This window comes from Cobetia sp. 14N.309.X.WAT.E.A4 (genome assembly GCF_030397495.1).
Classification (GTDB): domain Bacteria; phylum Pseudomonadota; class Gammaproteobacteria; order Pseudomonadales; family Halomonadaceae; genus Cobetia; species Cobetia marina.
This window is the reverse complement of the sequence record NZ_JAPNXT010000001.1, coordinates 660,838-673,671: the sequence shown is the minus strand read 5'-3', so window position 1 is coordinate 673,671 and position 12,834 is coordinate 660,838. Positions and strand designations below refer to the sequence as shown.

Annotated in this window: 5 protein-coding genes; 4 read left to right on the top strand and 1 reads right to left on the bottom strand. The window is 56.3% G+C overall.

Features of this window, described 5'->3' with window-relative positions; all coding sequences use genetic code 11:
* Window positions 1–9 precede the first annotated feature (9 nt).
* The 4 genes from OW493_RS02895 to OW493_RS02880 all read left to right on the top strand — a co-directional run bounded on the left by OW493_RS02895 (window position 10) and on the right by OW493_RS02880 (window position 11,194).
* A complete protein-coding gene (locus OW493_RS02895; RefSeq protein WP_289863166.1) occupies window positions 10–6,717 on the top strand; it encodes a DEAD/DEAH box helicase in 6,708 nt (2,235 codons plus the stop codon).
* Window positions 6,718–6,847: 130 nt separating this feature from the next.
* A complete protein-coding gene (locus OW493_RS02890) occupies window positions 6,848–8,959 on the top strand; it encodes a UvrD-helicase domain-containing protein (protein WP_289863165.1) in 2,112 nt (703 codons plus the stop codon).
* Between the two features lie 15 nt (window positions 8,960–8,974).
* Window positions 8,975–9,946, top strand: coding sequence for an Abi family protein (locus OW493_RS02885; RefSeq protein WP_289863164.1), 972 nt, complete (start codon window positions 8,975–8,977; stop codon window positions 9,944–9,946).
* 138 nt (window positions 9,947–10,084) lie between these two features.
* Complete coding sequence (locus OW493_RS02880) at window positions 10,085–11,194, top strand: hypothetical protein (RefSeq protein ID WP_289863163.1); 1,110 nt, start codon at window positions 10,085–10,087, stop codon at window positions 11,192–11,194.
* Between the two features lie 216 nt (window positions 11,195–11,410).
* Here OW493_RS02880 and OW493_RS02875 read toward each other — a convergent pair whose 3' ends face one another.
* A complete protein-coding gene (locus tag OW493_RS02875; RefSeq protein ID WP_289863162.1) occupies window positions 11,411–12,490 on the bottom strand; it encodes a hypothetical protein in 1,080 nt (359 codons plus the stop codon).
* Window positions 12,491–12,834 lie beyond the last annotated feature (344 nt).

Sequence of the window (12,834 nt, the reverse complement as noted above, 5' to 3'; positions counted from 1 at the left end):
AGGACGCCCATGTTACCCAGTGTCGTGGCAGATGAATTGACTCACTCGCTCAGAGACTTTCTGCGCGCGACCTTTCCGGTCAGCACGCCCTATTTTCGTGGCCCGCAACGCGCCAATGGTGATGGTGAGAATACCTGGCTGATCGAGCAGCTGACCGATAGCCCGGACACCTTGTTCAAGGGCCCTTATCTCTCGTTGGCGCTGCCTTTCCGACGTGGAGAAGGCACGGTGCCATTCAAGCACGTCAAGCCGGCCTTCCCGCCCTGGAAGCATCAGCAGCAGGCCTTCGATCGCCTGTGCGGCCAGACATTGGATGCGCCACTGGGGTCTACGCTGGTCGCCACGGGTACGGGCTCGGGCAAGACGGAATGCTTTCTCTATCCCCTGCTGGAGCATTGCGCACGGGTACGTAGCGCGCCGGGCAGCCAGGGCAAGAATGGTATCAAGGCGCTGATCATCTATCCGATGAATGCCCTGGCGACCGATCAGGCGCGCCGTTTTGCCAAGGAATGCGCGCGGCTGTCACCCAAACTGACCGTAGGCCTGTTTACCGGCGACACCGAGAGCGAACCCTGCACGGTCATGCGTGAAGACAGTGTCATCACCTGCAAGGACACACTGCGTCGCTCGCCGCCCGATATCCTGCTCACCAACTACAAGATGCTGGACTACCTGCTCATGCGCCCGCAGGACCAGTCACTGTGGAAGCACAACACGCCGGGCATGCTGCGTTATCTGGTGGTAGATGAGCTGCACACCTTCGATGGCGCACAAGGGACAGACCTCGCCTGTTTGATCCGCCGGCTGCGTGAGCGACTCGCCATCGGCGACGAGATGGCGTGCGTCGGTACCTCTGCCACCATTGGCGGCGAAAATGGCAGCGGCGACATGCTGGCCTATGCCAGTGATGTCTTTGCCACGCCCTTCGATGCTTCGTCACTGGTTCGCGAGGACCGTCTTTCGGCGAAGGAGTACCTGAATGGCGCTCAAGAGAAACTGGGCGAGATCGCTTTCCGGCATGTCCCCCGCAGCCCTGCTGAACTGGATTCTCTGACCACCCGCGACCACGAGAACGCCGCCGATTATCTGGCCATGCTGGCAGCCAGTTGGTTCCCGCTACAGGACAGTGATACGGAAGGCGAAGCGCCCTCCTGCAACCCCGCCATTCTCGGCGACCCGAGCCACACGGAATACGAACGGCACCGGATTCTGCTGGGTAATGATTTGCGTCGTCACTCGGCCTTCCATGATCTGCTGGGACGCCTGGCGAGTGTCACCGACATGCAGGCGCTTGCCTGTGATTGGCAGCGTCGCCTGGGCACATCACGACGGGATGCCGCCTTGCTGCTGCAAGGGTTGGTCGCCCTCGTATGCACGGCACGTGATCAGGTCAGTGATGCCAGTGGCAAGCTATGCACGACGCCGCTTCTGAACGTGCGCGTACAGCTGTGGCTACGTGAGCTGTCTCGTATGGTCGTCAGTGTCGATGCTCAGCCTTCACTGCTGTTCAGTGATGACCTGAGCGGGGATGCACTGAGCGGCGGCAATGAACTACCAGATGCCCCCGCCGCAGATGATGACGAGCGCGATGCTTCTCTGCCCGCCAGCAACGACGGCGCGGAGAGCCAAATGTCCGGACTCGCACTGCCATTGGTGCATTGTCGTGAGTGTCATTCCGCGGCGTGGGGCACACTCAAGTCCATCGACTCTCCTCAGGTCAGCGATGACTTGAGCCGTATCTATACGGCGTACTTCGCCAAAGACCCGGAAATGGTGTTGCTTTACCCCCTGAAGGAAGGCGAGACACCTCCTGTGGCCAGCAAGGGGGAAGTTCGCCACCTGTGCCCGTCCTGCAAGCGTATGGGTAGCGCCAATCGCGATAGCAGTGATGAGTGCCTGCATTGCCAGCAACCCGGCAGAATCCGTGTCTGGATGCCGGCCTTGATCGAAACGCGCAAGGAAAAGACGGTCAGTGCCGTCGATCAGTGCCCGTGCTGTCAGGCGCATAACGGCCTGGCCATCGTGGGGTCGCGTGCGGCCTCGCTTTCCAGCGTGATGCTGTCGCGCCTGTACCAATCCGATTTCAATGATGACCGCAAGGTGATTGCCTTCTCGGACTCCGTCCAGGATGCCGCGCACCGCGCCGGCTTCTTCGAGGCACGTACCTGGAGCCAATCGCTGCGCCAGGCCTTGATAGGCTGGGCCAAGCAACAACGGCTGCCAATGGATCTCGATGCCTTGGCCCAGGGCTTTGCTGACAATGAACGTCAGCGCGCGGGGAGTGATGCCGATTTCGTGGGCCGTTGGTTGCCACCCAATCTGGATTGGCTGCAGGATGCTCGTGAGCTGCAGGAAACCGGTGTCCTCCCCTCAGGCAGTGAGCTACCGGAGTTGATCGCGAAACGTCTGGATTGGGAGGTGCGCAGCGAGCTGGGACTGGGAAGTCGTATCGGCCGGACGCTTGAGCGTCAGGGGTTGCTGGGGCTAGGTGTCGATGTCTCGCGTCTCGAACGGGCGCTGAACCAGTTGCGTCACCAATGGCGTGAGCAATTGCCCCATCTGGCTGCGATGGCTGAGCCACATTCTCAGGCGCTGGAACAGTGGCTGCTTGGCGTCCTGCACCGCATGCGCGTGCGAGGCGCTTTCGTGCACCCTGCCATGCGCGAGTTCATCGCACAGGGCGGTGATAACTCGTTCATGCTCAACCGAACTCAGCAATCGCTGTTTCTGCCCAACTACGGCACGCGTCGCCAGCCGCCAGCTTTCGTCAGCCTGGAGCCCATCGGAAAGTTCGTCGATTGTGTCACCGGTGGCAGTCAAGGCAGCGCACGCAGTGCCAGCCTGTGGTATCGCCATTGGCTGACTCATCACCTGCCCATTGATAGTCTCAGCAGCGCTGGCGACGTGGCCCAGGCGTATCGACTGGCGTTTGAAGCACTATCTCGCGCTGGCCTGGTGGAAGAACAAGGCCAGAGCCAGGGCCGCAGCATCTGGGGGCTTGTCCCGGGGCATTGGCACGCCAGTACCCAACTCCTCCCGCTACGGTGTACCCAGTGCAGTCAGCGCGTGCAGGTGCCTTTGACGGCGCTGCCCAACTGGCTGAACATGCATTGCCTGCAGCCACATTGCCAGGGCCAGCTGCAGGCAGCTCGTCCTGCTCACTGGAGCCTGACACCGGCACATCAATCTGGGGCGCGCCTGGTCAGCCATGAACATACCGGCCTGTTGGACGCTGATACCCGCGCACGCGTGGAACACTCCTTCATCAAGGGCAAGCGTCCGTGGGACATCAATCTACTGTCCGCCACCCCGACGCTGGAAATGGGCATCGACATCGGGGATCTTTCCACCGTACTGCTGTGCTCTACCCCTCCGGCACAGGCCAATTATCTGCAGCGCATCGGTCGTGCCGGGCGCCGCGATGGCAATGCGCTCAACCTGACCATCGCCAATGGTGCGCCGCATGATCTGTACTTCTTCTCTCGTCCGCAGGAGATGATGAGTGGCGAAGTCGCAACGCCCGGAGTCTTCCTGAAAGCCCGCGCAGTACTGGAACGTCAGCTACTGGCCTTCTGCCTTGATGCGTGGATGGCCAGCCATGCCAGAAGCGGTACGCTGGCCGCGTCTCTGCTCCCCAGTCGGTTGACTCAAGTGCTGGATGCGGTGAATCACAAGGCCAGTGAGGGCCCCAATACCGGGCGCTTCCCTTACACCATGCTCAGTTTCATCGAACAGCATCACATTGACTTGTTGGCACGCTTTCTTGCCCGCTTCCCGCATCTGGATGAGGAAGACCGTGATTACCTGGGCCAGCAGCTGATGCCGGATGCCACTGCGGCCACGGTAGCGCTTCCCTCAGGCTTGAAGTCCCGTGTCATCACCACATTGACACGCCGTGCCGAGCAACGCCGTGCCTGGAAGCTGGAGATCAAGGAGTACGACCGCGCACTGGAGCAGCTGAAGGCTCAGCCAGAAGACGAGCATGTTCGCAACGAGATCGAGGCCATCGAGGTCGAGCGTCATGGGCGAATGAGCCTGTTGAAACAACTGGGCCAGCAACAGACCCTCAACTTCTTCACGGATGAAGGGTTGCTGCCCAACTACGCCTTCCCGGAGGAAGGCGTGACGCTCAATGGCATGGTGATCCGTCACGTCAGCAAGGCACAGGCTGCCAGCGGCAAGAGCTACGAAGTGGTACATCATGAGTTCCAGCGCCCGGCGCAGAGCGCCCTGGTAGAGCTGGCGCCTCTCAACACCTTCTATGCCCTGGGCCGCACGCTGACGATTGATCAGATCAACCTGCGCGGTCAAGACATCGAACATTGGCGACTCTGCAGCGTATGTCACTACAGCGAGTCACTGGCTGAGGGAGATATTCATGGCAGCTGCCCGCGGTGCGGCAGCCCACAATGGGGGGACTCCGCTCAGAAACGCAGCTTGCTACGCCTGAAGGAAGTCACTGCCACGGTACGCGACCGGGACAGTCGCATCGGCGATGACAGTGATCAGCGCCAGCCTGCGTTCTATAACCGCCAGATGCTGGTGGATATCAGACCGAACAGCGCCAGCCATGCCATGCGCATTGATGACCCCGCCTGCCCGTTCGGCTTTGAATTCATCGCGGATGCACGCTTCGTGGAGATCAACTTCGGTCGTGGTGATGATGCCGGCGATACGTTGAGTGTCGCGGGCAAGGAAGCCTCGCGCCCGGGCTTCGCGGTGTGCGCGCATTGCGGCAAGGTTCGCTACAAGGGCCAGAAGGAAAAAGATCAGCACACGCCATGGTGCAAGGTGGTGCGCAACAAGCTGCCCGACACACCTAAGAATCTGCATGGTGGGCTTTTCCTGTATCGCGAACTTCATTCAGAAGCCTTGCGTCTGCTGTTGCCGCTTTCTGATGTGGCAATGTCGGAACGTGCTCGTCAGTCGTTGATCGCCAGTCTCCATCTGGGGCTGAAGCGCTACTTCCGTGGCAGCGTGGACCATCTGCGCCTGACCGAACAGGAAGTGCCGGCCACTCAGCAGCAACCCGCCCGCCATTATCTGGTGCTCTACGATACTGTCCCCGGCGGTACCGGCTATCTGAAGGAACTGATGCTGGCTCCGGAAAAACTGATGGACATGCTGGCGCTGGCACACGACTACATGCGGGATTGTCCCTGTGAAGATGAACCAGGACGAGACGGGTGTTATCGCTGTCTGCTGGCCTACCGCCAGAGCCGTCACCTCAAGGATACATCGCGTGACACAGCGCTGAGCCTGCTTGAGCGCATCACCTCGCGCCGTCATTTGCTGACGGCGACGGAAGGGTTGGAGAAGATCGACCTCAATGTGCTGGTGGAGAGCGAACTGGAACAACGCTTCATCGACCTGCTCAACCTGCCCTCGACCGAACACAGTCTCGGGCAGGAACTGGTCGATGGCACACCGGGCTGGCGACTGACCTTCAAGGGCCAGGGCAAGGGCAATGGCCCGCTGGTCAGCTGGCAGATTCGTCCGCAGGCCGTACTTGGACCAGGCCAGGGAGTCTCGCGCACGACACGCCCGGACTTCTTGATGACCCCGCTCAGCGCACCCGACGGTACGCAACCGATCGCCATCTATCTCGATGGTTATCAATATCATCGTGAGCGAGTCGGCGATGATGCCGAGAAACGTCAGGCAGTGCTGGCCAGTGGACGTTATCGGGTCTGGACACTGACGTGGCGCGACCTGATGGGAGAAAAGCATCAATGCGCCAGCCTCGCGGATATCGAGATACCTCAATCATTGCTCAAGGTGCTCCAGGCCAAGGCGAGTACTCCCGAAAAGCAAGAGTGGCTCAAGACGCTCGCACCACTCGCCGTGAATCAGGCTCGCCAGCTGATGGATGGCTCTGCCTTTGACGATCTGCTCACGTATGCTGCGCAACCCGACCTGCAGAGCAAGGAGTGGCATCAAGCTTGCCTGACGCAGTCACTTGCCTGGCTGACCATGCAGACGCACAACAATCCCTCATTGTTCACTCGCTTGAGCAATGAATTGCAGGAAAATCTGCTGGAGCCTCTGGCCATCAACTTGCTGGACACTTCAATGGGGCCACGTCTCTTCGGGGGCGTCCTGAACAGCTTCGATAACAGCAAGGGGCGTTGTGAGATATTAGTGAGCATTCCTCAAACACAGGTGCAATCAGTCAGTGGTCTCCGCGATCACCTGCACCTGCATCTTTCGCTGGATGACAGGGATCTGGAAGCCACCCTCAAGGACGAGGACCATTGGCGCCGCTTCTGGCAACAAGCCAATCTTCTGCAATTCGCTCCACGCTTGTCTCTCAGCAGTACGCGTGGTGTGGCGGCTGGTGAAGGATTGCTCGAACCTTCCTGCTGGTGGCCAGCAGTAGAAGATGACACGAATAATACCGGGCATGACGATACGCAGACCGACAATGCCTGGAAGGAGATCCGTGCCAACAGCCTGCTGGACCCAGAATGGTTGGAAGCCTTGATCGCCCTGGGGGTGACAGTACCAGAGAGTGGTGAGGACATCCTGGATGCCGCTGGCGAGGCCAGCATCATGCTCGAGCTAAGCTGGCCGGATGACAAGGTTGCCATCAGCTCGACACCACTGCCCGAGGCATTTGCTGACTGGCAGGTGATCCTGTTTGATGACAGTACGGGGCTGCCCATCGACAAGGATGCACTCACTCAGCTGGGCCATTGGCTCGCCATGACAGCCTGACTGTAGAAGTACCGGACAAGGACGCAGCAACATGACAGTACCCTCAGACACGCAGCATCAGCCGACCATCGCTCTCGCGCAGGAATTTCTCGGCGCGCTGAGCAACATTCCGCGTGCCAAGCAGAACAAGGTGCAGGACCTGATCGGCAAGTTTCGCAGCACCCCCCGCTCCTCGGGTATCAATTACGAGATTATCCGGGATGCCCGTGACAAGAACATGCGCTCGGTCCGCGTGGACCAGGAATATCGCGCGATCGTGCTCAAGCCTGAGAAGGGCAATGTCTACGTCTTCATGTGGGTCGACAAGCATGATGATGCCTATGACTGGGCACGCCGCCATGAAGCCAGCATCAACCCCCAGACAGGTAGCCTCCAGGTACTGGCCACCGTCACACGTGAGGTTTACGAAGATGCTCCTGAGTCGAGCCCGCTGACGGCACCAGTCAATGAGTCTTCAAGCCCGCTATTTGACGATGTGCGCGATAGAGAGCTTCTACGGTTGGGCGTACCAGAGGCCCTGCTGGGAAGAGTGCGTGAGATCAAGAGCTCCAGCGCATTGGATGCAATGCAGTTCGTGTTGCCGGATGAGGCCTACGAGGCACTGCTCTTCCTGGCGCAAGGTGAGGACAAGCAGGAAATACTCGAGATGTATGGTGCGCCGGATGAAGCCCCCAGCATCGATACCGAAGATTTCGTGCAGGCCTTGCAGCAGGCTGATAGTCAGCGTCGTTTCCACGTGGTGGAAGACGACGATGAGCTGACGCGAATGCTCAATGCGCCACTGGAGCACTGGCGGGTCTTCCTCCACCCCTCGCAGCGTGAACTGGTCGAGCGCGACTGGAATGGTGCCGTGCGCGTACTAGGGGGCGCAGGGACTGGCAAGACGGTCGTTGCGATGCATCGAGCGCGCTACCTGGCGCGCCATGCCGTGAGACGCGGCGAGAGTAACGAACGCAGCATTCTGTTCACGACCTTCACGCGTAACCTCGCGCAGGATATCGAGCAACAGCTCCATCAGTTATGCACACGCCAGGAAATGGCCTGTATCGAAGTCATCAATATCGACCGACTCATCCATCGTCTGACCAGTGGCCAAGGCAAGGCCAGGCTTGCCTATTCCAATCAAGCGGGATACCGCAAGGCGTGGCGCGCAGCACTGCAGCTGATTCCCGATGAACTGGACCTGCCAGAGAGCTTTTACGACGAGGAATGGCAACAGGTCGTCCTCCCCCAGCATGCTCGCACACGCCAGGAATATTTCCGGGCCAGACGTGTAGGCCGTGGCAAGCCGCTGAACCGCCGGCAACGCGCCGCTATCTGGCCGGTATTCGAGGAAATGCGTAATCAGCTGAACAATGCCGGACTGCGTACGATCGAAGACTGTACGTTCGAGGCCGTACAGCTTGCAGAGCAGGGGCAGCTGACACGCCAGTACCGTCATGTCATTGCAGATGAAATCCAGGATTTCGGTGCGGAGTCTCTCAAACTACTGCGCGCTCTTGTGCCTGAAGACGCCAACGACCTCTTCCTGGTAGGTGACGGACATCAGCGCATTTATGGCCGCCGTGCGACTCTCTCAAGCTGTGGTATCAATGTGCGCGGCCGTCGTGGACGCAAGCTGAGAATCAACTACCGCACGACTGAGCAGACCCGCCGCTATGCCGTAGCATTGCTGGAAGGCGTGGAGGTCGATGACCTTGATGATGGCCAAGACTCCAGCAGTGACTATCGCTCGCTCCTGCAGGGCGAAGCACCTTCCGTGCAGCACTTCGATAGCTTCGATGAAGAAGTGGATGCGCTTGTGCAGCTTCTCGAAGGGTTGGATAAAGAGCCCGATACGGAAGCCGGTGACGGGCAACGCCCTACCCTGCGTCGTGACTGCTGCATCGTTGCCCGAACCCAGCGCTTGCGTGATCAATATGCTCAGGCACTCAAGGCGCGTGGAATTCCGGTGGCCATCATGGAGAAAGAGTCCGGCGATGAGGCAACCGATAACGCAGTCCGGCTCGCCACCATGCACCGGGTGAAGGGATTGGAATTCCGCAAGGTGTGTCTCGCAGGGATCAATGCAGGCGTCGTCCCTGCCCCACGTTCCATGGACAGTGAAGACCCGGTCGAGAAGCGTTACCGGGAGCTCAATGAGCGTGCATTGGTACACGTAGCAGCCACACGTGCCATCGAGAGTCTGCACGTCTCAAGCTTTGGGGAACCGAGTCCTTATCTGACGTCGGCAAACCAATAAAAGGATGGTGAGTCGATGGCCTACGACCGTCCCTGGAAGTCGTTTCAAGAGCAGTTGAGCCTGCTCATTGAGCGCGGGATGCAGGTCGGCGATGAAAGCGCCGCTTTGGAATACCTGGAGCACGTCGGTTACTACCGACTAAGCGCTTATTGGTATCCCTTCCGGGTCTTCGAGACGGCCGGTAATGACCAACATGACCGGCCAATCACCCAGGCAACGGATCAGTTCGTTCCCGACACCCAGTTCATCGATGCGGTGCGGCTATATCTCTTCGATAAGGAGCTTCGGCTGCGCCTGACCGATGCCCTGGAACGTATCGAGATCACGCTGCGAGTGGATATCGCCTACCTATTGGGCGAGAGCGATGCCTTCGCACACCTGCATCGCGCCACCTTCCATCCCTCCTTCGCCCGCCGAAAATCCGGTCGTGACCCGCGCGACAGCTTCGAGAAGTGGCAGGAGCGCTGCGAGGGGATGGAGCGACGCTCAAAGGAGGACTTCGTCAAGCACTATCGGAAAAAGCACGAGTCGCGGCTGCCGATCTGGGTCGCCGTCGAGACTTGGGACTTCGGCACCCTCTCCCAGCTCTTCGCCATGATGAAGGTGCCAGACCAGATACGGATCGCTCTGAAATACGGCGTTCAGGACTGGAAGGTTTTCCAGAGTTGGCTTCGCTCGCTGAATTACCTGCGTAACGTCTGCGCACACCACAGCCGGCTCTGGAACCGCAATGTCATTGACCAGCCAAGGCTGCCCAAGCAAGGTGAGGTACCGTGGTGCGATGAATTCAGGGACGCAAAGCGCCTTGCCCGCCCCTTCCTGCTATTGAGTATCGTGCGGCACATGGCGTTGATGGTCTGCCCCGAAACCGAATGGCATCGACGCCTACAGGCACATCTGGAGGTTTTCCCGGTGCCTCATTCCAGGCGAGGGCTAGCGCTGGAGGACATGGGAGCTCCACCGGGCTGGGAGCGCTGGTGGGTATGATGAAGGTGGGAGCACACAAAAAAGAACCCCCGCGTAAGCTCGTGAGAGCCAAGAGGCGGGGGCCGTGTTGGTATCCATGGTAGAGCATCGCCTTGGGTGAGGCAACGCTCTTCTCCAACAAACGCAAGGAGGCGCCTGATGGCCATCGAGCAAGGAATCTGGAAGCTGGCAGGTACTGCAGGCGAGATGCCGCAAAAGCTGCGGCCCACTGGGCTAGCTGACGAGGGGCAGCTAGAGGAGCAGATCATGCAGGATGTCTCGATCCTCAATCGGGACTGGTTGTTGATTGGTCGACAGGTACGCACGGACTTCAACAAGCTGATCGATCTGCTGGCAATTGCTGCCGACGGCACAGTTATCGTCATCGAACTCAAACGCGACAAGACACCCCGCGACGTGGTGGCTCAGGCCATCGACTATGCCTCCTGGGTCGTCACCTTGGCCGACTACCAGCTGGTAGAAATCTACCAAGCCTTTGCCGAACGTTATCATCGCCCTCATATATCTCTCGAGGACGCCTTCGAAGCCAAGTTCGGCATTACATTGAACAGTGTCACCCTCAACGAGAATCATCAACTAGTCGTCGTGGCCACCCAGCTCGACGCCAGCAGCGAGAGAATCATCAACTATCTCAACGAACATGCCCAGCTCTCGATCAACGCCATGTTCTTCAGCGCCTTCGAGGACCAGGGAAATCATTATTTGAGTCGTGCCTGGATGATCGACCCGGACGAACCACCCCTGCCTGTCACACGCAAAGCACGCAAGGAGCCTTGGAATGGCGAGTTTTACGCCTCCTTCGGTGATAACCGTCCATGGGAGTTGGCACGACGCTATGGCTTCATTGCCGGTGGTGGCGCTGCCTGGTACTCGAAGACCCTCGCTATGCTCTCAGAGGGAGACCGAGTCTGGGTCAACATCCCCAAGACCGGCTACGTAGGCGTGGCTGAGGTGAGCGGAGAGCGTTGCCGAGGCGAGCATTTCATGGTCCAGACCGATCAAGGGATTCAGAGACTTCAAGACATTGCTACAGCTACCGCTTACCCACAGCTCCACCAAACCTTTGATGAAGATGATGAAGAGGCAGCGGAATATCTCGTGCCAGTCCGCTGGATCGCTTCGTACAGTGCCTCGCAAGCATTTAGCGAAGTCGGCCTATTCGGCAATCAGAACACTATCTGCAAGCCCACAACACTGAAATGGGAGCATACCGTGACGAGGTTGAAACAAGCATGGGACATAGACTGATATATCAACTGTGGTTGTTTCATATGTCAGCCGCAAAGGCGCGAACCGCAACCTGGCAGAGCAGCTGATGAAGACTCTGCCAGTCAATAGGTGTATAACCACCATTATATTCGTAGTTCTATCTCTTGAAGCACTTCAAGAAACAGCCTCTACATTAAGGTCGGATAATATGAACCAATTTGATTAAAAATCACCGAAACTGTCATGGCTACAGAATCAAGATTTAGACATACTAAAAATCTCTTCAGAAAAGTCGTGGAAAAGATTGACAGTATCAATAAACTCTTTATACTCTAATTTCATTTCAGATGACCTCAAAGTTTCACATACTAGCGCGATAAACTTTGGATTCATTAAAATTTTCAAGATAGCTGTTTTTCTCTTTACTCTACCATCTTTTATTTTAATATTGCCAATATAAACTCCACCCCATAGCCAAAGCCTTAGTCCACCAGCATTATTTTTTATTTCACCATCGGCCACTTTTATTCCATACGATGTATATGTTGCTATTTTTACAGAACTTAAATTACTACAGAAGTTATATTCAACTGCCAGACTACCATCTTCTCTCCAACATCTTGAAAGACCTTCTAAGCATCCATTATTAAAAGAAAAGATCTTATTCTTACTACCATTATGAAAGTAGTATACCGATCTACCGTGTGGTTTGTCATCCCGCTTTGATATTTTAAAATTCATTTCCCCTGAGGAGTATATTTCTATATCTTCAGTAACTCTTTCCGTTTCTAATTTTTTAATCAGAACGCTGATATTATTAATCTCACCTCTACATTTTTGAAAAATATTTTTTGCATACTCTGAACCTAATACAACACTAGCATTCGAGTCATCCATCAACTTAATAAACTTACCAGATAGATTGTTGAGAGCTTGTATTTGTTCAATAGCTAATCTACTTTTCCGAGCTAATATTTTTGTCTCCATAGCATTCAAGCGAATGAAGGTTTTCTTTAACTTTTCATCAGTGAGCTCAATTTCCAAAAGTCTCCTCTCATCAATATAATTTTTGATCTCATCACCAGTTGCAACCTCTATATACATATCATACTCAATTAACATTTCCTCTTTTTTATTTATTATTAAATCATATTGATCAGGTAGAGCCTGCAGCCTCTTAATTTCGTCTTTTAGTCTTGAAATCTGATTGCGGTGAAGATACCTGACAGAAGACTTCTCAAGTTCACCTGCAATATTATCTAACTCTTTTGCACCATTATCTATAGCATGACAAGTAGAAGTAACTGCCCTTGATATATTCTTTATAAGACCCATGAATCAATACACCTTATTCTATAACATCCGCAAATCAAATAGTAGTTTATTTCAAACTTAACAATTGATATTAATTACTGACAGGTAAAGCACAATAAATTTTATGAACTCCGGGACGACAAGGCACGGGGTGGTGAACTTTGGAGGCATCTCCGTCAGCTCAAACGCCGCAATAAGCGCTGCACGCACGCCAAGAGCGCCGAGTTGGGCAAGATCCCCAACTGAGCCGGAATCAAGTACAACCCAGATGAGATTTATGACCAGCGCTTCATCGGACATTGGGAGGGAGACACCGTGATCCAAGGCCACAAGCAACCATGCCTAGTCACACTGGTAGAGTATCG

Excerpts from the sequence above, each read along its gene's own strand:
- OW493_RS02895 (WP_289863166.1), top strand. The coding sequence starts at position 10 with ATGTTACCCAGTGTCGTGGCAGATGAATTGACTCACTCGCTCAGAGAC.
- OW493_RS02885 (WP_289863164.1), top strand. The coding sequence starts at position 8,975 with ATGGCCTACGACCGTCCCTGGAAGTCGTTTCAAGAGCAGTTGAGCCTG.
- OW493_RS02880 (WP_289863163.1), top strand. The coding sequence starts at position 10,085 with ATGGCCATCGAGCAAGGAATCTGGAAGCTGGCAGGTACTGCAGGCGAG.
- OW493_RS02875 (WP_289863162.1), bottom strand. The coding sequence starts at position 12,490 with ATGGGTCTTATAAAGAATATATCAAGGGCAGTTACTTCTACTTGTCAT.